The sequence below is a fragment of the Parafrankia sp. FMc2 genome (genome assembly GCF_041008525.1).
In the GTDB taxonomy this organism is placed as follows: Bacteria; Actinomycetota; Actinomycetes; order Frankiales; family Frankiaceae; genus Parafrankia.
On sequence record NZ_JBFLUG010000045.1, the window covers coordinates 1 to 21,903 of the forward strand.

Genomic DNA, 21,903 nt, shown 5'->3' on the forward strand with positions numbered 1-21,903 from the left:
TATACTATGTCCTCTCTGGTCTCGTGGTCTCGGATATGTGTATAAGAGACAGCTTCTCCACCGCCCCCGCTTCGGTCGTCGCGGCTGTCCCCACCGGACCGCCCGGACAGCGTCCGCTCCAGCTCGGACCATGCCAGCGGCGGATTCCACCAGCTCACGTCGTGTCGCTCCGCATCTCCACCGGCTCCCGGCGGCCTGCCACGCCCTGACCACGTCTCGGATGCGGCGGCTCTCTGGTGCCGCCGCGCCCCGGCATCAACAACCCTGGTCAACGGCCATCAGTCATAGGTGGCCTCCAACCACCAGCGCCCGATCTCCACGAAGAGCAGGGAGGCCGTTCCATCCGCCGCCACCATCTGGAAGCGCGCCCGCCGCCGGCCGGACGGGTCCCACCAGCGCTCGTCCACTGGCCACGGCCCCGCCCATCCCGTGATCCGGGTGGGCGCGGCCCCACCGACCGACAGCCAGGCCGGGACGGCGGTCACCGCACAGCGCCCGCTGACTCCCACCGGCTCCCCGCTCTCGTCGAGGACGAGTACGGGCAGCGGCTCGTCATGCATCGTGGCCGGCGCGGGCGCGGGAACCGCTCCCGGCCAGGGCAGCGCCTCCTCCGGGCCGGCCCCGCGGCGGCCCCGCGCGTCCGGGGCTCCCCCGGCCACCCGGGGCGAGGCCGGCCCGGTGACCTCGACCGGTTCCCGAGGCTCCCCCCAGGGCACCAGTCGCACCCGACGGCCCGGGTCGCGCCCGCCCTCGACCACAGGGGTGGTGACCGCGTCCGGACCGAGCAGCCCCTGGATGCGGGTCAGGGCACGATCCACCCGGCCGGACGCGGCCCCGGGCTCACCCCAGAGCTCGAGCTGACGGCCATCCCCGGGTAGGAGACCCTCCGGGGTGAGCCGCACGAGCACCAGCCCGGAGGTCGGCCGATCGCCCCGGGTGGTGGCCGTCGCGGGCGGGCCCGGATCCCGTGCGGTGCCGTTCAACCAGCCGTCGAGCTGCCAGCGAATCCTGTCGGTGATGCCGGTGACGGACAGGGGCCCGTCGTGCCGCCAGACCCGCCGCCGCCGCTCCCCGTGCTCCGTCTCCGCCTCGATCACGATCCGGGTGCAGGCAAGACCCCGCTCGCGCAGCTGCTCGTGGGTCTGCTCGGCCAATTGGCGGGCGGCGAAGGCTGCCTGCTCCACCTGCTCCGCCGGCGGATCAAACTCCAGGGCCGTGCTCAGGTCGACGGGGTCGGCCACCACGGCGAGCCGGCCCGGCACGACACCGGCCTCGACGGCGGCCAGCATCCCCAGCGACCGCACACCCACCAGACCGCACCAGGAACCCGCCTGGGACGGCGCGGCCAACAGCGTCAGCAGCAGCGAGGAGGAACCGCTGACGCCGACTGTCGTACCCCGGCGCAGACCGCCTGACGGCAGGACCCGCGCCAGCGCCGGCAGCGCGGGAAGAATCCGCTCACCGCCTCTTCCCGCCCGCTCCGCCGGAAGAGCCGCGATCTGCTGGAGGGCGCTCAGCGCCACGTCCACACCTCGGCAGGGGCGGCCTGGGACAGCGAGGGCTGGGAGGGGACGCCGAGCGCCGCCTCGACGATCCCGAGGAAGAGCTCCACCTCACGAACAAGATCATCGGCGTCTCTGGTCGTCACGACGGGAAGCCCTGCCTCGGCAGCCGCCCGCCGGCCGGCACCCGCGGCGAAGAAGGCCGCCCACTCCTGCAGCTCCGGAGCCACCACCGCAAGCAGCTGCCAGGCGCTCGCCGGGCGGCCCCGGTGGCCGGGGCGGGGCTGGGCACGGTCGGCGAGGACAGCGGCAGCGGCACGCAACGCGGCAAGGTGCGCCAGCGCGTAGCGCTCACCCGCCGGGCGGGTGAGCGCAGCTTCGGCCAGCCCTCGCCGGGCTGAGGACAACAGCTCGTCCCGCGAGCGCCGCGGCAGCCCGGCGGCGGGAAGCATGGTCCGGCCCGCGGGCCGGCCCGGCACCTGCCCACGAGTGGCGGGCGTGCTCGGCCGGGGAGCCTGCGCGGGGCCGGCCGGGGCCGGTCGACCGGCCCCGTCATGCCGACCCGCGACGGTGCCGTGGCCGGACATGCCCCGATCTTCGTGCTGGCCGCCGACCGCCGCGTTCCTCTCGACGACGTTCCCCCCGACCACGCTCTTCCGAACCGCGCCCACTGGGATCACCTCTCCGGTGCCGACCTGCCCCGGAACCGGATCACCCGGCTCCGCCCTTCAACGAACTCGCCCTTCAACGAGCTGGACCTTTATCGAACGCATGTTCGAAGATAATGGTGGGCCAACGGACCGTCAACCACCGGCTGCCGCACCATCGGGCCGCCGGCTCACCGCCGGAAGGCGGCAGGATCACGCCGAGCGGCAGGATCGCTGGTGCAGCGCCGAAGACCGGCGCCAGCCCGGGTGAGAGGGGTCGTCCATGTTCGTCACCTTCGACCTCTGGCATGTCCCGCGGCGGCGGGCCGCGCAGGCCGCGGCCCGCATGGCGCTCGACCGCCCTGCGCTGCGCCGGACGTCCGGGCTCGCCTTCAGCAGGCTGCTCGGGACGGGCAGCGGCCAGCGCTTCACTCCCCTCGACGCCGACCCGTCGCGGTGGGCGCTGCTGGCGGTCTGGGACACCCCCGCCGCGGCGCGGGAGTTCGAGCGTTCGTCGGCGATCCGTGCCTGGGCCCGCATCGCCGACGAACGCTGGCAGGTCGATCTCCGCCCGCTGACCTCGCGCGGGCTGTGGGCGGGCCGTGCACCGTTCGACGTGCCACCCGGAACGTCCGGCACCGGCACGTACCGCCAGCCGGCGAAGGAGCGCGCGGACCACGACGAGGCGGCAGTGGTGGTTGTCACCCGGGCGCGGCTGACAGCGCGGCGGGCCGTGGCCTTCTGGCGCGCGGTCCCGCCGGTGGCGGCGGAGCTGCACGGCGCCGGCGGGCTGCTGTTCGCCGCCGGCATCGGCGAGGCCCCGATCGGCTTCCAGGGCACCTTCAGCGTGTGGCGGGACGCCGCCGCCCTGCGTGCGTTCGCCTACCAGGGGCAGGCTCATGCGGCAGTGGTCCGGCGCACCCCCCGCGCGGGCTGGTACGCCGAGGAGCTGTTCGCCCGCTTCGCCGTGCTCGACTCACGGGGGACGGTCCGCGGCGCGGACCCCTGTGGGCCATGCCCGGCGGAGCGCCGGGGCCGGTACCGGTGACACCCGCCAGACCCGGGTACAGACCTCGTGGCCAGGCCGACAGCGGCGGTGCCAGGCCTGATGCCAGGCCGCAATAGCACTGTTCGCCAGACCGGTCCCAGCCAACAGGCAGCGGGCGTCCGCAGCGCGTTATCGTCGGATGGCCCGGGTGCGACAGGAGGCGAGAACTCGTGAACGACGTCCGGATCGTGCGGTGGTCGCCGGCCCGGATGCGGGCCCGGCTGGATGACGTCATCGCCGTCTACAAAGCCGCGTTCCTCGACCTGCACGAGGAGGACCCGGTGCGGGCGGCACGGGACCGCGCCCTCCACGCACAGCGCCACTTCGACCGCCGTGACCTGCACGCCGTGGTCGCGGTGACGGCGGAGGAGGAGGAGGAGGAGGAGGTCGTCGGCATGACCTACGGCCTGCCCGGCAAGGTGGGCCAGTGGTGGCACGACGTCGTCGCCGGCGCGCTGCCACCCCAGGACGCGGTCCACTGGCTCACCGACTGCATGGAAGTGGTCGAGCTGCACGTGCTGCCCGGATACCAGGGCCGTGGGATCGGCCGCGAGCTGCTGCGCGAGCTGCTGCGGGACGTCCCGCAGCGGACGGCGGCGCTGTCGGCGCTGGAGCTGCCCGGCAGTCGCGCCCGCCGGCTGTACACCAGCGAGGGCTTCGTGCCACTGCTGTCGCACTTCCGGTTCCCCGGGAGCTTCACCGAGTACGCGGTGCTCGCCAAGGAGCTGCCCGGACCTGCACCGTCCGACCCGTGCCGGAGCACGGAGACCGGGCAGCAGCCTGCCCAGGTTCCTTGACCTCCTCCCCCGCTCCCGGCTCCTCCGTTCCCGACTCCCCCGTTCCCGACCCGTCCCACGCGGCCTCGTCGGGCCCAGCCTCCTTCCGTCCCGGCCTCCTCCGCGTCGGGCGCGGGCCCTTTCCGTCGCGGATGCGGATCGGCGTCGTGCCGTGGGTCGCGGCCGCGGTGACCATCGGGCTCCAGATCGGCTACCCGCTGACGTCCGGAGACCAGCGGGCTGCCGTCACGGTGTTCTCGGTCGTGGCCTTCTTCACCGCGTCGGTCAGCGCGACGGCCCTCAGCCACGGCCCGGCCCGAGCCGCCGCCGCGGCGGCCGCGGCGGGCGGCATCGGGCTGCTCGCCGAATCGGTGGGAGTCCACAGCGGCTGGCCGTTCGGTGACTACTCGTACGGGACCGCGCTGGGCCCGAAGCTCGCCGGTGTGCCGGTGGTGGTCCCCCTCGCCTGGACGATGATGGGCCTGCCCGCGCTGATGCTCGGCCGCCGCTGCGCAGCCCGCCTCGACGGCACCGGGCGTCCGGCAGCAGCACGTCCGACAGCACGGCAGGCGACAACACGGCGGGCGGTGACGGCGCGGCAGGCGGCGGTGACGGCGCTGGCCGGCGGCGCCACGCTGACCGCCTGGGACCTCTTCCTCGACCCCCAGATGGTCGCGGAGGACTACTGGTCGTGGCAGTCGGGCGGCGGTCCCGCCCTCAACGGCATTCCGGTGAGCAACGCGGCGGGGTGGCTGCTCGTGGGCATCGTGGTCACCGGAGCCCTCGCCGCACTGCTACCGGAGAGGAACGCCACAGCGTCGTCGGCAGCGGAGGGGCCGGGCGGTCCGGCCGCCCGTGCGCGCGGGCGCGGGCGCACGGGCGGTGCCGGCGTTCCCGCGGACCCGGGCAGCCGGGTGCTGATGGTGCTGCTCGTCTGGACCTACCTGTCCTCGGTACTGGCCAATCTGGCCTTCTTCGGCCGCCCGGGTGTGGCCCTCGCCGGCGGGGTGGCGATGGGAATGCTGCTCGGTCTCGGCGTCCTGCCGGACCGCCGCGGCGCCGCCCGGCGAGGGAACCTGGCACGCTCTGGGACCTGACGCCCTCCCCCGGATGATCGCGGGAGAGGATTCGAGGTCCTACACCCGCAGGGGAGAGGGGTGCGGCTCGTTGAGGCCACGGACGGGGCAAGCGGCGGCAGGGAGCCCGGCCACGCGGGTCCCGGTGCGGGTCGCTGCGCAGGTGGCGGTGCGCTCGGGTGTCGCCGGCGCGGTGGCCGTCGCCGCGCACACCGCGGTGAACGCCCTGCTGCTGCGGACCCCGGGGCCCTCCGCCCCGGTCCGGGAACGGGTCAGTGTGATCCTGCCGGTGCGTGACGAGGCGGCGCGGGTCCGCACCTGCGTGACAGCCCTTCTCGGCTCCCGACACGTCCCGGATCTCGAGGTCCTCGTCTACGACGACCACTCGTCGGACGGGACGGGTGCGGTCCTGCGCGAGCTGGCCGCCCGGGACGGCCGCCTGCGGCTGCTGACCGGGCCTGAGCCAGGGCCTGGCTGGCTGGGCAAGCCGCACGCCTGCGCCCGGGCCGCCCGTCATGCCACCGGCTCGGTGCTGGTCTTCGTCGACGCCGATGTGACGGTCGCGCCGCACGGGCTCGCCCGCGCGGCGGGCCTCCTGCGGAGCACCGGTCTGGATCTCGTCTCGCCCTACCCGCGGCAGGTCGCCGTCACCGCGGCGGAGCGCCTCGTCCAGCCGCTGCTGCAGTGGTCGTGGCTGGCGCTGCTGCCGCTGCGGGCCGCGGAGCGTTCCGCCCGCCCGTCACTGACCGCGGCCAACGGCCAGTTCCTGTGCGTGGACGCGGCGGCCTACGCCCGGGCCGGCGGGCACGCAGCCGTCCGCGGCGCGGTGCTGGACGATCTCGCGCTGCTGCGCGCGGTGAAGCGCTCGGGCGGTCGAGGGGTGGTGACCGACGGCACCGAGCTGGCGGTCACCTGGATGTACGACGGCTGGCCGGCACTGCGGGACGGATACGCCAAGTCGCTGTGGGCCGCGGGCGGCAGCCCGGCGGCGAGCGCGGGGCAGCTGGCGCTGCTGGGATGGATCTTCGTGGGTCCTGCCGTCGCCGCCGTGCGGGGTTCCCGGGCCGGTCTGGTCGGCTGCCTGGCCGGTCTGGTGAGCCGGGCCATCGCCGCCCGCCGCACCGGCGGGCGCTGCTGGCCCGACGCGGCGGCCCATCCCCTGTCCGTCTGCCTGCTGGGCCACCTGACGGTGCTGTCATGGTGGCGACGCGGGCGGGGCACCGCGCAGTGGAAGGGACGTCCGCTGCGGCCCGAGCCGGCGCAACCGGAACCAGCAGGACAGCTGGAGCTGGCCGGACAGCCGGAACCGGGAGAGCCGCCGGAACAGCCGTACGTAGGGTCGGGAGCATGGCGGCGGTCGTGGTGGTCGGAGCGGGTGTCGGCGGGCTCGCAGCCGCGGCCCGGCTCGCCGCCGCCGGGCACCGGGTCACCGTCTGCGAGGCCACCGGCAGTGTCGGCGGGAAGCTCGGCTGGTACGAGCGTGACGGCTACGGGTTCGACACCGGGCCGTCCCTGCTGACCATGCCCGAGGTCTTCGAGGACCTGTTCACCGCGACCGGCGGTCCGCTCGCGGCCGCTGTCACGCTGCGCCGCCTGGACCCGATCGCCCGCTACCGCTTCGCGGACGGCACCACCCTGGATGCCCACTCCGACGAAGCCGCCTTCTTGGCGGAGCTGGACGCGCGGCTCGGGCCCGGCACCGGCGAGCAGTGGCGCCGCCTCGACGCCCGCGCGCGCCGCGCCTGGGCCGCGTCCGAACAGCCGTTCCTGCACAACCCGGTCTCGCTGCCGGCACTGGCTGGTCTGGCGGTGCGGCGCCCGGCGGCACTGGCGGCCGTCGCCCCCGGCGCCACCCTGCGCGGCCTCGGCCGCCGGCACCTCACCGACCCCCGGCTGCGGATGATGCTGGACCGGTACGCGACCTACACCGGCTCCGACCCGCGGCGGGCACCGGCGGTCCTGGTCACGGTGCCGCACGCCGAGCGCCGGTTCGGCGGCTGGTACATCCCGGGCGGGCTGCGCCTGCTGGGGCGGGCGATCGCCGGGCGGGCCGCCGAGCGCGGCGCGGTGATCCGCACCGGTACGCCGGTCGCCCAGATCACCCGGACGCCCGGCGGGCGGGTGGACGGTGTCCGCCTCGCCGACGGCATCCTGCTGCCCGCCGACATCGTCGTCTCCGGGGTCGACGCGGCGAGGCTCTACGCCGGGGCGCCGGCCGAGCGCCCCGGCCGGCGGGGCGCCCGCCCACTCGTCGATCATCCGGCCAGCCGGCGGCGTTTGCGGCGGCTCGCCCCCTCACTGTCCGGTTTCGTCCTGCTGCTGGCGCTCCGCGGCCGGACGCCCGGTCTGGCTCATCACACGGTGCTCTTCCCCGCTGACTACGACGCCGAGTTCGACGCGGTGTTCGGCGGCAGGCTGCCCCGGGACCCGACGGTCTACGTCGCGGCGCCGGACGACCCCGTGACCGCCCCACCGGGCGACGAGGCCTGGTTCGTGTTGGTGAACGCCAGCCCGCACGCCCGCCCGCGGAGCGGCGACAGCGACGGCGACGGTGGCAGCAGTGGCAGTGGCAGTGGCGACGGCCTGGACTGGGACCGTCCGGGGCTCGTCGACGCCTACGCACGCCGGATCCTCGACCTGCTGGCGGAGCGCGGGCTTGATGTCCGGGAGCGGCTGCGCTGGTACCAGGCGATCTCTCCCGCCGACCTGGCCCGCGCGACGGGCGCGCCGGGCGGGGCGATCTACGGTGTGTCGTCCAACGGACCACGCTCGGCGTTCCTGCGGCCCCGCAACCGTTCCCCGGTGCCCGGGCTGTTTCTGGTGGGTGGATCGGCCCATCCGGGTGGCGGGCTGCCGCTGGTCACCCTGTCAGCGAAGATCGTCGCGGAGATGATCGGGCCGGCCTGAGGCGGTCAGCGCCGCCCGCACCGACACCAGGTACTGGACGAGCCCGACAGCACACACCGCCGCGGTGGCGGCGGCGCCCGCCGTGGTCACGGTGGCCGCGTGGTCCGGCACGAGACCGGCCGCCGCCAGCGCCGTCGCCGCGAGGATGACACGGGTGGGGCGTTCCCCGACCGTCACGGTGCCGATCTCGCCGTGACCGGCCCCGGACGCCCGCGCCCGCACGTACTCCAGCATCATCAGCCCGGCGCCGGCCGCGGTAGCCAGCTCGCCCGGTGCGCCGACCAGCCACAGCGCGACCAGACAGGCGGCGTCGCACACCCGGTCGGTGGCCGAGTCGAGCACGTAGCCCCAGCTGGTCACCCTGCGGCGCAGGATGGCCACCGCGCCGTCCAGGTTGTCCAGCAGCCCGCTGAGGATCACGACCAGCGGGCAGACCAGCACCCAACGGCCCCCCGCCCATGCGGCGGGTATCACCGGCATCGCGGCGGCGGCCGCGGCCGCCGTCACCGCCCCCGGCGCCACGCCGGCCGCCGCGAGCGGCCTGGCCAGGCGATATGTGAGCGTCAACCAGATACGGATCATGGCCGGCCCGGTTCGCGGATCGTAACCACCGTGCAGAGCGGCCCATTCGACCAGGTAGGTCTCCCTATCGGGGACTGGGGTACGCACGCCGTCCATCGTGCCCGCGCCGTAAGGTTCCGTCGTGGTATCCGACCAGCCGACCGGTGTCGTCGAGTCCATTGAGGATCTGGACCCCGATCGTGTATTCAGCGCCCACCGCGACCAGGTGATCCTCGCCGTGCGTATCACCCCTGTCTTCAACGCTCTCGATCTCGGTCTGGTCACCGCCGTGGTCGACGCGGCGAACCACGCGGGATTTGCTCTCGTGCGGGAACAGACGTTCCGTGACGAATGGCTACTCTGTGTTTTCGACGCTTACGAGGAGCAGGACTGATCCGACCTGTACAGACACGGAAAGGAATCGATTCCTGACACCTGGTGGCCGCGCGGGACCGGACCGAACCGGTCCCGCGACGGGGCGCCAGGGCAGGCGGATCGCGGCGTTCTGTACCGCCGTGCCCGTTCCGCCCGGGGCCACGCGAACCGCGACCACCAGGCCGCGGGCACGGGAAAGGCAAGCCCGCGGGTGAAAGACGTACGCGCCGGAGGATGCCGGAGGAGGAACGTGCCGGAGGTCAGGGGCGGATCGCCTGGTAGATCTCGCGCGTCGCACTGGATCGGTTGAGCGTGATGAAGTGGAGCCCGGGCGCCCCGCCGGCGATCAGCCGCTCGGAAAGCTCGGTCGCGACCTCGATTCCCAGGGCACGCACCGCGGCGGGGTCGTCAGCGACCGCGTGCAGCCGCGCCGCCAGCGCCGCCGGGAAATCCGCGCCGGACAACTGCGCCATCCGCTTGATCTGCGCGACGTTGGTGACCGGCATGACACCCGGAATGATCGGCACCTCACACCCCAGCCGGCGAACCCGCTCCACCAGCCGGAAATAGTCGTCGGCGCCGAAGAAGAACTGGGTGATCGCGAAATCGGCCCCGGCGTCGAGCTTTTTCACCAGGTAACGCGCGTCGGTGTCCAGGTCTGGAGACCGGGGGTGTTTGTCGGGGAACGCCGCGACCCCGACGCAGAAGTCGCCCAGGGAACGGACCAGCCGGACCAGGTCCTCGGCGTAGGCGAGGCCCTCGGGGTGGCGCACCCAGTCCGCCTGCGGGTCGCCCGGGGGGTCGCCTCGCAGCGCCAGCACGTTGCGCACACCGGCGCCCGCGTAGCTCCCGATGACCCGGCGCAGTTCGGCCACCGAATGGTTCACGGCGGTGAGGTGCCCGATCGGAGTGAGGGTCGTCTCGGTGGCGATCCGCTCGGTGACCCGGATCGTCCCGTCCCTGGTCGATCCGCCGGCGCCGTAGGTGACGGAGACGAACGTGGGGTGCAGGGCCTCGATCTCACGCAGCGCCGTCCACAGCTGCCGCTCGCCCTCCGCCGTCTTCGGCGGGAAGAACTCGAAGGAGAAGGACGTACGACCCGACGCCAGGCACTCGGCCACCGTCCTGGTCGTCGCCCGCGCAATGTTCCCGACCGCCGTCATGAGAGGGAGCCCTTCATGCAGAAGAGAGTAATCCGGCGGCGCTGATGTCCGGACACGGCCCGCCGGCTCCGGGCGCGGTTCCCGCGGCGGAGCCACCGCGACATGCCGACACCCGAAACTCCCGTGAGGGCAGGCGGATCCAGACAGAGCCCGGCGCTGAACCGACGTGGAGCCCGGTGCTGAGAGCAGCGCTGAACCCGAGATGGAAGCGGGACACTGATCCGCCCGGCCCCGGCTCCGGCAACGAGGCGGGGGTCAGATCCGGACGGGGCCCTGGGGCGAGGCGGCCCTGATCCGGACCCTGCCGGCGAGGCTGCGCGCGAGCACCTGGCGGCCGGACCCGGGCACGCTCGGCAGCTCGACGCCTGCCAGCTGCGGGTTGCCGGTCTCGACCTCGATCCCGTACTCGGCCTCGGGCAGGACGAGGGTCACCATGCCGTCGTCACTCACCGCGGAGAGGTTGTCCGGTGGCCCGTCGAAGTGCAGGTTGATGTCGCCGGACCGGCTGCGGGCGCTGATCCGGGAGCCGGTGAGCTCACGCCCGGTGATACCGCCGCTCTCGGTGACCAGCAGCAGATCACCGTCGGCACCCCAGAGGGTGATCTCCCCCGTCCGGACCTCGGCCCGGACCTTCGTCCCCCGCGGCAGCTTCAGCTTGACCACCGCATCGCTGGCCTTGCCGTCCAGCCGCAGCACCTCACCCGAACGGGTCATGGTGGGCCGGGCCCGGCCGGGCCGTCGCTTCGCGGTGAGCTCGATCCGGACGTTCCGGCGGTCGTACTCGCCGATCTCGACCCGGCCTACGGCGAGCCGCACCTCGACGGCCCGCACCTCGTCCACCGTGGTCTCTAGCCGCTCGGGCGGCATGCGGAGCAGGGCGAAGGCGCTCGCGGCCACCACCAGCAGCACGATGCCGAGTACGACGACAACGAGATCGGACACGACACCTCCGGACGCCGGAACCCTCGGCGGGCCCGCCTGTTCGCCGACGGTCGAACGCTACTCTTTCCCCCGGCCGGCGGACCGTGCCGGCCGGCCCGCCGACGGGTGAGAGGTTCGGCTCCCCCGCCCGCTCCCATCTCCCGTCCGGGGAAGGCCAGCCCACGCGGCCGGCCCGCCCGCCGGAAGGGCGCGGCGGGTTCCCTCGCAGGTGGCAACCCGGCCGGGGCGACCCCCGCGCCCAGGTGGCCACGGAGGTGGCGGAGACTCCGTTGACCCGCGCAGGCGGGAGGCGCTCCGGTGCCCAGAACGGCGGGAAGGACGTCCATGCGAACGGTGGCCGGGCCGACGGACCATGTGGTGATCGTCGGGGCGGGGCTCGGTGGGCTGTCGGCCGCGCTGCGGCTGACCGGCGCGGGCCGCCGGGTGACCGTGCTCGAACGGGGCGACTCACCGGGTGGGCGGGCAGGTGAGCTCCGGCTGGGCGGCTACCGCTTCGACACCGGGCCCACCGTCCTCACCATGCCGGAGCTGATCGCGGACGCCTTCGACTGCGTGGGCGAGGATCTCGACCGGTGGCTGGACCTGCGCCGCCTCGACCCGATGTACCGGGCGCGGTTCGCCGACGGCTCGGTGCTGGACGTCCGCGCCGACCCGGCGGACACCGAGCAGGAGATCCGCGACCTGTGCGGGCCGGCGGAGGCCGCGGGCTTCCGCCGGTTCACCCACTTCGCGACCCGCATGTTCCGCGCCCAGCTGCGGGACTTCATCGACGCCCAGGTCGACTCGCCACTCGCGCTGCTGCGCCCCTCGCTCGCCCGGGTGGCGGCGCTCGGCGGGTTCCGGCGACTGGACACCGTGGTCGGGCGCCACCTGCGCGATCCGCGGACCCGCCGGCTGTTCTCCTTCCAGGCGATGTACGCGGGCCTGGACCCGCACGACGCCCTCGCTCTGTACGCCGTGATCGCCTACATGGACTCGGTCGCCGGCGTCTACCACGTCGACGGCGGGCCGCACGCGGTGGCGGTGGCCATGGCGGCCGCCGCGACCCGGCACGGGGCGACCTTCCGCTACGGCACCGAGGTCAGCCGGGTCGAGGTCCGCGGCGGGCGCGCGGTGGCCGTCCACACCGCCGACGGCGACCGCGTGGCGGCGGACGTCGTGGTCCTCAACCCGGACCTCCCGGTGGCCTATCGGGATCTGCTGCCCCCGTCAGCCGCGCCGGCGCGACTCGGGCGGCTGCGGTACTCGCCGTCCTGTTTCCTGCTGCTGGCCGGGGCACGGGTGGCCCATCCGGAGGCCACCCACCACACGATCCACTTCGGCAGCGCGTGGCGGCGCACCTTCGAGGAGATCATCCGGCGCGGCGAGCTGATGAGCGACCCGTCCTTCCTGGTGAGCACCCCCTCGGTGACGGAGCCGTCCGCCGCGCCGGCCGGGGCGCACAGCTACTACGTGCTGTTCCCCACTCCGAACCTCACGGCGCCGTTGGACTGGTCGGTCCTCGGCCCGCGCTACCGCGACGAGGTCGTCGCCACCCTGGAGCGGTCGGGCTATCCCGGCTTCGGCGCGGCGATCGAGGTGGAGCAGGTCACCAGCCCGGCGGACTGGCGCGAGCGCGGCATGGCCGCGGGCGCCCCGTTCGCGGCCGCCCACACGTTCACCCAGACCGGCCCGTTCCGGCCGGGCAACCTGGCGCCGGGCCTGGAGAACGTGGTCTTCACCGGGAGCGGCACCCGCCCCGGGGTGGGGGTGCCGATGGTGCTGATATCGGGCCGGCTGGCGGCGGAACGGGTGCTGGGCCGCGACCGCGGCTACCGGTCGCGGGCACTGATCGACCTCAGCTGATTCCGTCAGGTGTCCAGCGCGTTTCCCTCCGGTATTAAGTGAGAACTTCCTGAAGGGCACCTTAGAAGAGCCTTCCCACCACACTATCCCGAGTCCTTGGGCACTCAATTCCGTCTGCTGTCTGGGAAGATGGCGCCATGAACGAGTGGACGACCGATCCCGGCGTGGCGGCATCCGGCGTCGAGGTGCGGGCGCCCGCCGCGACGGGCTCGGCGGGCACCCGCCGGCCCGATCCGCCCGCGAACGCCGCAGCCGACGACGCCGCGCTGCTGGAACGGGCCCTCTTCGAGGTCAAGAAGGTCATCGTAGGCCAGGACCACATGGTCGAGCGCATGCTCGTCGCCCTGATCGCCCGCGGGCACTGCCTGTTGGAAGGCGTGCCCGGGGTGGCGAAGACCCTGGCCGTGCAGACGCTCGCGACGGTGGTCGGCGGCTCCTTCGTGCGGATCCAGTTCACCAGCGATCTGGTTCCCTCCGACATCATCGGAACGCGGATCTTCCGCAGCAGCCGAGAGATGTTCGACATTGAGCTCGGCCCCGTATTCGCCAACTTCGTTCTCGCGGACGAGATCAACCGGGCTCCCGCGAAGGTGCAGTCGGCACTCCTCGAGGTGATGTCGGAACGGCAGGTCTCGCTGGGCGGGGTAACCCATCCGCTACCGCTTCCCTTTCTCGTCCTGGCCACCCAGAACCCGATCGAGTCCGAAGGCGTGTACCCGCTGCCGGAGGCCCAGCGCGACCGATTCCTGATGAAGGTGACGGTTCCCTACCCGACGTCCGGCGAGGAGCTGGAGATCGTCCGACGGATGGGGGTGCGGCCGCCGACCGCCGAGCCCGTCCTCGACCCGGAGGCGCTCCTGCGGCTGCAGCACCGCGCCGACGACGTGTTCGTGCACCACGCGATCACCGAGTACGCCGTGCGCCTCGTACTCGCCACCCGCGCACCCGCCGAGGTGAACCTGCCCGACCTCGCCGGGCACCTGGCCTACGGCGCCTCGCCGCGTGCCTCGCTCGGCCTCATCGCCGCCGCCCGGGCACTCGCCCTGCTCCGCGGCCGGGACTACGTCGTCCCCGACGACGTGGCCGCGGTCTGCCTCGACGTCCTCCCGCACCGCCTGGTGCTCTCCTACGAGGCGCTGGCCGAGGGGCTGACCGCCGAGGAGATCGCCGGCCGCATCCTCGAGGCGCTGCCCCACCCGCAGATCGCCCCCCGCCAGCAGAGCGCCGCTGACCGCGGCAGGCACTTCCCCCCGCCGCCGATGACCCACTCCGGCCGCTGGCGCACCGACCCCAGGACGGGCTTCCCCGAGTACTTCGACAACGGGCCGGCCCAGTGACCACCCCCGGCAGGCGACGCCGCGGGACCCGGCAGGAGGCGCCGTCCCCGGACGATGCGCCGGCTCCTGACCATGCACCGGCTCCCGGCCCTGCGTCGGCTCCAGGCGGCCCTGCGTCGGCCCCCAGGAACGCGCCGCCCCCGTCCCGGCCGGGCGTGCTCGTCCAGCCGTCGGTCACCTCGCCGTCGGTGGAGCGCACGCTGCGCCGGCTCGAGATCGCCGTGACCCGCCGTCTCGACGGGATGCTGCTCGGTGAGCACCTGGGCCTGCTCCCCGGGCAGGGCACCGAGAAGGCCGAGAGCCGCGAGTACCACGTCGGCGACGACGTCCGCCGGATGGACTGGGCGGTCACCGCCCGGACGACCGTTCCGCACGTGCACGACCTCGTCGCCGACCGGGAACTGGAGACCTGGGCGCTGGTCGATCTGACGGCCAGTCAGGAGTTCGGCACCACCTCCCTGCGCAAGCGGGACCTGGCGATCGCCGCCACCGCCGCGGTCGGCTTCCTGACCGCCCGGACCGGCAACCGGATGGGCGCCGTCGTGCTCACCCCCACCGGCCCGCAGCTGATTCCCGCCCGGCCGGGCCGCCAGGGGCTGCGGAGCCTGCTGCGGACCCTGCTCTCCGTCCCGGAAGGCGCTCACGACCGGCCGGCCCGGCAGCCCGACGCCGGCGCGGCCACCGACCTCGCGGCGGCGATCGCCGAGCTGGACCGCCCGCGCCGCCGCCGTGGTCTCGCCGTGGTCGTGAGCGACTTCCTCTCCACCGACCTGAGCTGGGAGCGGCCGATGCGGGTGCTCTCCACCCGTCACCAGCTGCTGGCCGTGGAGGTCCTCGACCCGGCTGAGCTGATCCTGCCGTCGGTGGGCCTGCTGCCCGTCGTGGATGCCGAGACCGGCACACTGGTGGAGATCCCGACCGGATCCCGGCGGGTGCGCGACCGGTACCGCGAGGCGGCGGCCGAGCACCGCGCCCAGGTGGAGCTCGCACTGCGCCGGGTCGGCGCGGCGCACCTGGTCCTGCGGACCGACTCGGACTGGCTGGTCGACATCGTGCGCTTCGTCTCCACCAGCCGGACGACCCGCGGCGCCGCGCGCCGGGCGCCGGTCGACCGCGGGAACCTGGGAGGCACCGGGAGGGCACCGGCCCGCTCCGGTGCCGCCGGCCGCCCCCGCGGCCTCGCCGGGCGGGTGGCCCTTCCTTGAGCTTCCTGGCTGGCCACTGGCTGTGGCTGTTCGTGCTGGTGGCCGCGCTCACCGCGGCCTACATCGTCCTGTCCCGGCGCCGCCGGGTGTACGCGGCCCGGATGTCCTCGACCGCGCTGCTGTCAAGCGTGCTGCCGCGGCGGCCCCAGTGGTGGCGTCGGCATGTTCCGGCGGCGCTGCTGCTGCTCGCCCTGGCCGGCCTGGTCATCTCGCTGGCCCGCCCGGCGCGGGCCGAACGGGTCCCCCGCGAGCGCGCGACGATCATCCTGGCGATCGACGTGTCGAACTCGATGGCGGCCACCGACATTCAACCGACCCGGCTCGAGGCCGCCAAGCAGGGCGCCGAGGCCTTCGTCGACCAGCTGCCGCCGCGCATCAACCTCGGGCTCGTCTCCTTCGCCGGCTCGGCGGCCGTCCTCGTCCCCGCGTCGACCGACCGCGAGGCCGTCCGCTCCGGCATCCGCGGGCTGCAGCTCGGCCCGGCGACCGCCGTCGGCGAGGGCATCTTCGCCTCCCTGCAGGCGATCACCACCGCCGGGCAGCGGATGTCGGACGAGGGCCAGCCGCCGCCCCCCGCGGCCATCATCCTGCTCTCGGACGGCGAGACCACGCGCGGCCGGCCGAACACCCAGGCGGCGACAGCGGCGAGGGACGCCGAGATCCCCGTGGACACCATCGCCTACGGCACCTCCGACGGGAGCCTCGACGTCGGCGGGCAGGAGATCCCCGTACCGGTGAACGAGGACGCACTGCGCGAGCTCGCCGAGCAGACCGGCGGTTCCTACCACCGGGCGACGTCCGGTGACGAGCTGGAGTCGGTCTACCGGGGCCTGGGCAGCTCGATCGGCTACCGCACCGAGTACCGCGAGATCACCGGCTGGTTCGTGGGACTCTCGTTCCTTCTCGGGATGGGCGCGGCGGCCCTCTCCCTGGCGTTCGCCTCCCGCCTGCCCTGACGGACGGGACGGCCGGCTACTCTTGGCTGCTGTGGGCGGTCTGCGCGGCGAGCTGGACGCCGCCGGCATCTCCGGGGAGCACCTGCGGGCGTCGTACCGCTGCGCCCGCGAGCTGAACGCCGCCCACGGCCGCACCTACTATCTGGCCACCCTGCTGCTACCCAGGTGGAAGCGCCCCCACGTGCACGCGCTGTACGGCTTCGCCCGGTACGCGGACGAGATCGTGGACGATCTCGACGCGGGCCTCTCCGACGAGGCCAGGGCGCAGCGGCTGCGGCAGTGGGGCGACACCTTCCTCGCCGCGCTGCGCTCCGGCACCGACAACGCCGGCGGTATCAACGGCGCCGATGACGCCGATGACGCCGACGGCACAGCAGGTACCGGCGGCGGGGCGGGGGCTGGCGGGTTGCCGGGCACGGCGGAGCCGACCGTGCTGCCGGCCGTCCTGCACACCACCCGCCGGTTCGGCCTGCCGGCGGACTACTTCGAGGCCTTCCTGACGTCGATGGCCATGGACCTGACAGTGTCCAGCTACGCCACCTGGGACGACCTGATGGTCTACATCCACGGCTCGGCGGTCGTGATCGGGCTCCAGATGCTGCCGATCCTCGAACCCGTCCACGGCGCGGCGGAGCCGTACGCTCGTGACCTTGGCGTGGCGTTTCAGCTTGCGAACTTCCTTCGGGACGTCGGTGAGGACCTGCGGCGCGGCCGGGTCTACCTGCCGCAGGCGTCGCTGGACCTGTTCGGTGTCACCCGTGAGCGCCTGGCCACCGGCGTCGTCGACGGGCCGGTGCGGCGCCTGCTGGCCCATGAGATCGCCCATGCCCGGGAGCTGTTCCGCTCCGCCCGGCCCGGCATCCGGCTGCTGCACCCGACGTCCCGGGACTGTGTCTGGACGGCGTTTCGCCTGTACGGCGGCATCCTCGACGAGATCGAGCGGGCCGACTACCAGATCCTGGACCGACGGGTCACCGTCGGGGCGGGGCGGCGTCTGGCCGTCGCCGGCCCTGGGCTCGTCCGGGCCGCCCGCTCCCGCCGGACCGGGTCCGGCTGAACCGGGCTGGGTCCGGCTGTGGCTCCGCCGGCCCCCGGCCCGTGCACCCACCTCCGCACCGCGCGGATCAGAGCAGGTCGCGCCCGCCCAGATAGGGCCGCAGCACCTCCGGGACACGCAGCTGCTGGTCCGCGGTCTGGAAGTTCTCCAGAATCGCCGCCAGCAGCCGCGGGGTCGCCACCGCCGTGTTGTTCAGCGTGTGCGCGAAACGGATGTTCCCCTCGGCGTCGCGGTACCGCAGGTTCGCCCGCCGGGCTTGCCAGTCGTGCAGCGTCGAGCAGCTGTGCGTCTCGCGGAAACGGTCCAGCGTCGGGAACCAGGTGTTGATGTCGTTCATCCGGTACTTGCCGAGGCCCATGTCCCCGGTGGCGCATTCGACGACCTCGTAATGCAGGCCGAGATCGGTCAGAATCCGCTCCGCGGTGGCGAGCAGTTCCGCGTGCCAGCGGGCGGATTCGGCCGGGTCGTTCACGCACAGGACGAACTGCTCGACCTTTTCGAACTGGTGCACCCGCAGCAGCCCGCGGACATCCCGGCTGGCGCTGCCGATCTCGCGGCGGAAGCACGGTGAGATACCGGCGTACCTGATCGGCAGCTGGCTGACCTCGAGAATCTCCCCGGCATGCAGACCGACCAGGGCGACCTCGGCGGTACCGGCGAGAAAGGCGTTGTCGGCGGGAATCTCGTAGATCTCGTCGCGGCCCTTCGGCAGCATGCCGGTGCCGACCAGCGGCGCCTCCTTCACCAGCGCGGGCACCGACACCGGGGTGAAGTCCTGGCCGCGCAGCAGGTCCAGCGCGTAGGAGTGCACCGCCCGCTCCAGCATGACCAGATCGCCGACCAGGGCGTAGGCCCGCTCGCCGGAGATCCGGCGGGCACGGGCGAACTCGGCCCAGCCACGCCGCTCGGCCAGCTCGGTGTGGTCCAGCGGGGTGAAGTCGAACTCCGGCCTGGTGCCCACCGCGCGGATGACCACGTTCGCGGACTCGTCCGGCCCGACCGGCGCGCCCTCCCAGGGAATGCCCGGCACCAGCAGCATCAGCTCGGCGAGCTGGGCACTGGTGCGGGCCAGCTGCTCGCGCAGCTCGCGGAGCTGGCGGTCGAACTCGGTGTGCTCGGCGCGCAGCTCCGCCCGGCGGGCCTCGTCGGCCTTGGCGAACTGCTTGGCGAAGGACTTGCGGCGCGCCTGCGCCTCGTCGACCTCGAACTGCAGCTTGCGGTTCTCCTGGTCGAGCTGGAGGAGCTCGTCGACGTCGAGGTCGACGCCCTTCAGACGGACGGCGTCCTTCACAACGTCGGGATTTTCCCGGATGAAGCGCTTGTCGAGCATCAGTTCGTGTCAGCCTTCGCGTCGGGTCCTGGGGCGACGCTATCAGCCACGTCACGACCGTCGCCGTACCCTGTGTGACGGAAGTGGGCTACGGACGGACGCCCTGGACGGACGCCTCGCACGGCCGCCACCGACGGACGCCTCGGACGGACGCCTCACACGAACACGGAGCGGGAGGCCTGCGAGGGTGTCGAGCACGAGGGAACGGCGGGCGCGTGAGCTGGCCGCCGCGCGGATGGCACGACAGGCGGAGCGCCGGCAACGGGCTGTGGCGCGGCGGCGGCGCCGGCTGAGCGTGGTCGCCGCAGTGGTCCTGGTGGCCATCGTGGCGTCGGTCACGGCACTGCTCCTTGTCACCGCCGGATCGGACGACGACGAGGTCACAGCCACCCCCGAGTCCGCCCCGAACGCGTCCGCCGCCCCGGCCCTACCGGCCGGCGAGACGAGCAAGGTGGGTGACTGCGTCTACACCGCCTCCGGTGAGGCGCCTTCCCGCGAGGTCGGGCTGCCCGCGGCCGCACCGGCGGTGAACCGCAGCCCGGCCACGATGGTCATCACCACCGACCAGGGCACCATGACGGCCGCGCTGGACGCGGACAAGGCCCCCTGCACCGTCAACGCGCTGCGCACGCTCGCCGAGGCGGGCTTCTACACCGACACCCCCTGCCACCGCCAGACCGGTGGCGCCGACGCCGGCATCAACGTCCTGCAGTGCGGTGACCCGACCGGGACCGGCACAGGAGGGCCCGGCTTCGGCTACGCCAACGAGAACACCGAGGGCGTGAACTACAACCGGGGCGTGCTGGCCATGGCCCACAGCAGCCAGCCGGACAGCAACGGCAGCCAGTTCTTCATCAACTACGCCGACCCCTCACCGCAGGGGGCGTCCGCCCTGGCCGGCAGCTACACCGTCTTCGGCCACATCACCGAGGGCCTCGACGTGCTGGACAAGCTGACCACCCCGGGCGTCAGCGGCGGCGGGTCCGACGGCGCGCCGACGAGCGGGGCGAAGATCCAGTCGATCCAGATCACCCAGGAGCCCTAGGCCCTCCGGCGCCCGCCCGCCCTCGGCAGCACAGCGCTGGATGGTCCCAGGCCGGCAGGGTCCCCTGCCGGCCTGGGACGCCACCCGCCTGGGACGACCCGCCTGCCCGCGAGGCCGTCCACCGGGACACCGCCCGGCGGAGAAGGCCGTCCGCCGCTATCCCGCCCACCGGCGGACGGTGTCGATCCGGGCCTGCAGCTGAGCGGCGCTGGCCTGCGCACTCGGCGGGCCGCCACAGGACCGTCGCAGCTCCGCGTGGATCATGCCGTGCGGCTTGCCGGTGCGGTGGTAATGGGCGGCGACCAGCTTGTTCAGCTCCTTGCGCAGCTCACCGATCCGTTCGTGGACAGGCCGCTGCTCCGCGTCGTCGGCGGCCTCCCCGGCCCTGGCCGCCGGGATGCCCGGCCCGGGCGGAGCTGCCGGTGGGGCCGCCGACGACCGTGCGGCGGCTGCGCGCTGGGCGGCCTCCCGCTGCCGTAGCAGCGTCGCGACCTGGTCGGGCTCGAGCAGGCCGGGCAGGCCGAGGAAGTCCTCCTCCTCCAGCGACCCGGACTGGGCCGGTGTACCGAACTCACCACCATCGAAGATCACCCGGTCGAGCTCTGCCGACGAGTTCAGCGCGGTGAACAGCGTGTCCGGCTTGTCGGGGGTGTCGCGCCGCCGGTTCGCCTCGCGCAGCGCGTCGTCGTCGAAGGCGTCCGGCTCCCGCTGGGGCTTGTTCAGCGCGTGGTCACGCTGGGCCTCCATCTCACCAGCCAGGGCGAGCAGCGACGGCACGCTGGGCAGGAAGACGGACGCCGTCTCCGAGCGCCCGCGCCCGCGGACGAACCGGCCGACGGCCTGGGCGAAGTACAGCGGGGTCGAGGCCGACGTGGCGTAGACACCCACCGCCAGGCGGGGCACGTCCACACCCTCACTGACCATGCGGACGGCGACCATCCACCGGTCCGCGGACTCGCGGAACGAGGCGATCTTCGAGCTGGCGGTGGGGTCGTCGGAGAGGACCACGACCGGAGACGTTCCGGTGATGCGGCGCAACAGGCCGGCGTAGGCCCGGGCGTTGGTGTGGTCGGTCGCGATGACGAGCCCGCCGGCATCCGGCATGCCACCGCGGCGGACCTGGGAGAGCCGGGTGTCGGCAGCGGCCAGGACCGCGGGCATCCAGTCGCCCCGCGGGTCGAGGGCGGTGCGCCAGGCGGCCGCGGTCTGCTCGTTGTTCAGCGGCTCGCCGAGCCGCGCGCTCAGCTCCGCGCCGGCGCTGGTGCGCCAGGACATCTCCCCCGAGTACGCCAGGAAGAGCACCGGACGGACCACACCGTCGCGCAGCGCCTCGGCGTAGCCGTAGCTCGAGTCGGCGACGCTGCGGATCACCCCCTCCGCGTCGGGCAGGTAGGTCACGAACGGGATGGGGTTGACGTCCGACCGGAACGGCGTTCCGGTCAGCGCGAGCCGGCGGGCGGCCGGGCTGAAGGCCTCCCGGACCGCCTCGCCCCAGGACAGCGCGTCTCCCGCGTGGTGGATCTCGTCCAGGATCACCAGGGTGCGCCGCGCGGCGGTGCGCATGCGGTGCAGCGCAGGGTGCGCGGCGACCTGGGCGTAGGTGACCGCCACGCCGGTGTAGTCGGAGGCGGTCGCGCCCGCGGCGTTGCGGAAGGTCGGGTCCAGGTCGATCCCGACGGCCGCCGCGGCCACCGCCCACTGCCGCTTGAGGTGGTCGGTGGGCGCGACCACGGTCACCGCCCGGATCTCGCCGGCGGTCAGCAGCTCCGCGGCGATCTCCAGGGCGAACGTCGTCTTGCCTGCGCCCGGGGTCGCCACCGCGAGGAAGTCGCGGCCCCCGGATGCGCTGCGTGACCGGTAGATGTCGAGGGCGGCGCGCTGCCACGCCCGCAGCGGCCGGGCCCCCGTGCGCGCACGAGGACCTTGGGGCAGAGGACCAGCTCTCACGACATGAGACTCTATGGCCGCGCACCGACCGGCCGACGGCGCCGCGCGCCCGTCACCGCCCGCAGCAGTCCGGTCTGGTCCGTACGATGATTTGTCGGTTTCCTGTCATCGAAGGACCACACAGGGGGTATCACCGACTTTGCTAACGCAGGGTTAAGCTCCTGACGTCAACCGCTTGACTCGG

At 73.7% G+C, this 21,903-nt stretch carries 18 protein-coding genes and 1 pseudogene; 12 read left to right on the forward strand and 7 right to left on the reverse strand.

What is annotated here, in order from left to right; genetic code table 11:
• Positions 1–278 precede the first annotated feature (278 nt).
• Positions 279–1,523 carry a DNA polymerase Y family protein gene (locus AB1460_RS17280; RefSeq protein WP_368962496.1) on the reverse strand — a complete coding sequence of 415 codons (1,245 nt, stop codon included), beginning with the start codon at positions 1,521–1,523 and terminating at the stop codon, positions 279–281.
• Positions 1,514–2,173 (reverse strand): SAV_6107 family HEPN domain-containing protein, encoded by a 660-nt coding sequence (locus tag AB1460_RS17285; protein ID WP_420497299.1) that lies wholly within the window; start codon positions 2,171–2,173, stop codon positions 1,514–1,516. Before AB1460_RS17285 ends, AB1460_RS17280 begins: the two co-directional genes overlap by 10 nt.
• 259 nt (positions 2,174–2,432) lie before the next feature.
• On the opposite strand from AB1460_RS17285, the gene AB1460_RS17290 reads away from it, so the two are divergent.
• The 5 genes and pseudogenes from AB1460_RS17290 (at position 2,433) to AB1460_RS17310 (ending at position 7,956) form a co-directional block, all read left to right on the forward strand.
• Positions 2,433–3,197, forward strand: coding sequence for a spheroidene monooxygenase (locus AB1460_RS17290; protein WP_368962498.1), 765 nt, complete (start codon positions 2,433–2,435; stop codon positions 3,195–3,197).
• 170 nt (positions 3,198–3,367) lie between these two features.
• Positions 3,368–3,994: a GNAT family N-acetyltransferase gene (locus AB1460_RS17295; protein WP_368962500.1), complete on the forward strand. Its 627-nt coding sequence runs from the start codon at positions 3,368–3,370 to the stop codon at positions 3,992–3,994.
• Positions 3,995–4,140: 146 nt separating this feature from the next.
• Positions 4,141–5,070: a carotenoid biosynthesis protein gene (locus tag AB1460_RS17300; protein WP_368962501.1), complete on the forward strand. Its 930-nt coding sequence runs from the start codon at positions 4,141–4,143 to the stop codon at positions 5,068–5,070.
• A 13-nt stretch (positions 5,071–5,083) separates the two neighbouring features.
• Positions 5,084–5,923: pseudogene (locus AB1460_RS17305) on the forward strand (glycosyltransferase family 2 protein); the annotation flags it as partial.
• Positions 5,924–6,396: 473 nt separating this feature from the next.
• Positions 6,397–7,956 carry a phytoene desaturase family protein gene (locus AB1460_RS17310; protein ID WP_368962503.1) on the forward strand — a complete coding sequence of 520 codons (1,560 nt, stop codon included), beginning with the start codon at positions 6,397–6,399 and terminating at the stop codon, positions 7,954–7,956.
• Here AB1460_RS17310 and AB1460_RS17315 read toward each other — a convergent pair.
• Complete coding sequence (locus tag AB1460_RS17315) at positions 7,918–8,634, reverse strand: CDP-alcohol phosphatidyltransferase family protein (protein ID WP_368962505.1); 717 nt, start codon at positions 8,632–8,634, stop codon at positions 7,918–7,920. The two genes, AB1460_RS17310 and AB1460_RS17315, sit on opposite strands and share 39 nt — an antisense overlap.
• A 25-nt stretch (positions 8,635–8,659) precedes the next feature.
• On the opposite strand from AB1460_RS17315, the gene AB1460_RS17320 reads away from it, so the two are divergent.
• The gene (locus AB1460_RS17320; RefSeq protein WP_368962506.1) at positions 8,660–8,911 is read left to right on the forward strand and encodes a hypothetical protein; all 252 of its coding nucleotides are present in this window, start codon (positions 8,660–8,662) and stop codon (positions 8,909–8,911) included.
• Between the two features lie 241 nt (positions 8,912–9,152).
• Here AB1460_RS17320 and metF read toward each other — a convergent pair whose 3' ends face one another.
• Entirely contained in the window at positions 9,153–10,055 is a 903-nt protein-coding gene (gene metF / locus AB1460_RS17325; RefSeq protein ID WP_368962508.1) for a methylenetetrahydrofolate reductase [NAD(P)H], read from the reverse strand.
• Between the two features lie 255 nt (positions 10,056–10,310).
• Positions 10,311–10,997 (reverse strand): DUF4097 family beta strand repeat-containing protein, encoded by a 687-nt coding sequence (locus AB1460_RS17330; RefSeq protein ID WP_368962510.1) that lies wholly within the window; start codon positions 10,995–10,997, stop codon positions 10,311–10,313.
• 324 nt (positions 10,998–11,321) lie between these two features.
• On the opposite strand from AB1460_RS17330, the gene crtI reads away from it, so the two are divergent.
• The 5 genes from crtI (at position 11,322) to AB1460_RS17355 (ending at position 17,397) form a co-directional block, all read left to right on the forward strand.
• The gene (crtI, locus tag AB1460_RS17335; protein ID WP_368962512.1) at positions 11,322–12,842 is read left to right on the forward strand and encodes a phytoene desaturase family protein; all 1,521 of its coding nucleotides are present in this window, start codon (positions 11,322–11,324) and stop codon (positions 12,840–12,842) included.
• Between the two features lie 137 nt (positions 12,843–12,979).
• A complete protein-coding gene (locus AB1460_RS17340) occupies positions 12,980–14,179 on the forward strand; it encodes an AAA family ATPase (protein WP_368962513.1) in 1,200 nt (399 codons plus the stop codon).
• A 155-nt stretch (positions 14,180–14,334) separates the two neighbouring features.
• The gene (locus AB1460_RS17345; protein ID WP_368962514.1) at positions 14,335–15,384 is read left to right on the forward strand and encodes a DUF58 domain-containing protein; all 1,050 of its coding nucleotides are present in this window, start codon (positions 14,335–14,337) and stop codon (positions 15,382–15,384) included.
• Positions 15,381–16,340: a VWA domain-containing protein gene (locus AB1460_RS17350; RefSeq protein ID WP_368962515.1), complete on the forward strand. Its 960-nt coding sequence runs from the start codon at positions 15,381–15,383 to the stop codon at positions 16,338–16,340. The genes AB1460_RS17345 and AB1460_RS17350 overlap by 4 nt, the downstream gene beginning before the upstream one ends.
• Positions 16,341–16,371: 31 nt before the next feature.
• Positions 16,372–17,397, forward strand: a complete 1,026-nt coding sequence (locus AB1460_RS17355) for a phytoene/squalene synthase family protein (RefSeq protein WP_368962571.1) — start codon at positions 16,372–16,374, stop codon at positions 17,395–17,397.
• 67 nt (positions 17,398–17,464) lie between these two features.
• On the opposite strand, the gene serS is transcribed toward AB1460_RS17355, so the two are convergent.
• Positions 17,465–18,727: a serine--tRNA ligase gene (gene serS / locus AB1460_RS17360; RefSeq protein ID WP_368962516.1), complete on the reverse strand. Its 1,263-nt coding sequence runs from the start codon at positions 18,725–18,727 to the stop codon at positions 17,465–17,467.
• 187 nt (positions 18,728–18,914) lie between these two features.
• Here serS and AB1460_RS17365 point away from each other — a divergent pair, with 187 nt between their 5' ends.
• Positions 18,915–19,772, forward strand: coding sequence for a peptidylprolyl isomerase (locus tag AB1460_RS17365; RefSeq protein WP_368962517.1), 858 nt, complete (start codon positions 18,915–18,917; stop codon positions 19,770–19,772).
• A gap of 156 nt (positions 19,773–19,928) precedes the next feature.
• Here the strand turns inward: AB1460_RS17365 and AB1460_RS17370 are convergent, their stop codons facing one another.
• On the reverse strand, positions 19,929–21,719 hold the full coding sequence (locus tag AB1460_RS17370; RefSeq protein WP_368962519.1) for a DEAD/DEAH box helicase: 1,791 nt from the start codon (positions 21,717–21,719) through the stop codon (positions 19,929–19,931).
• Positions 21,720–21,903: the final 184 nt, after the last annotated feature.

Coding starts and splice junctions, on each gene's coding strand:
- AB1460_RS17290 (WP_368962498.1), top strand. CDS start 2,433: ATGTTCGTCACCTTCGACCTCTGGCATGTCCCGCGGCGGCGGGCCGCG.
- AB1460_RS17310 (WP_368962503.1), top strand. CDS start 6,397: ATGGCGGCGGTCGTGGTGGTCGGAGCGGGTGTCGGCGGGCTCGCAGCC.
- AB1460_RS17315 (WP_368962505.1), bottom strand. CDS start 8,634: ATGGACGGCGTGCGTACCCCAGTCCCCGATAGGGAGACCTACCTGGTC.
- metF (WP_368962508.1), bottom strand. CDS start 10,055: ATGACGGCGGTCGGGAACATTGCGCGGGCGACGACCAGGACGGTGGCC.
- crtI (WP_368962512.1), top strand. CDS start 11,322: ATGCGAACGGTGGCCGGGCCGACGGACCATGTGGTGATCGTCGGGGCG.
- AB1460_RS17340 (WP_368962513.1), top strand. CDS start 12,980: ATGAACGAGTGGACGACCGATCCCGGCGTGGCGGCATCCGGCGTCGAG.
- serS (WP_368962516.1), bottom strand. CDS start 18,727: ATGCTCGACAAGCGCTTCATCCGGGAAAATCCCGACGTTGTGAAGGAC.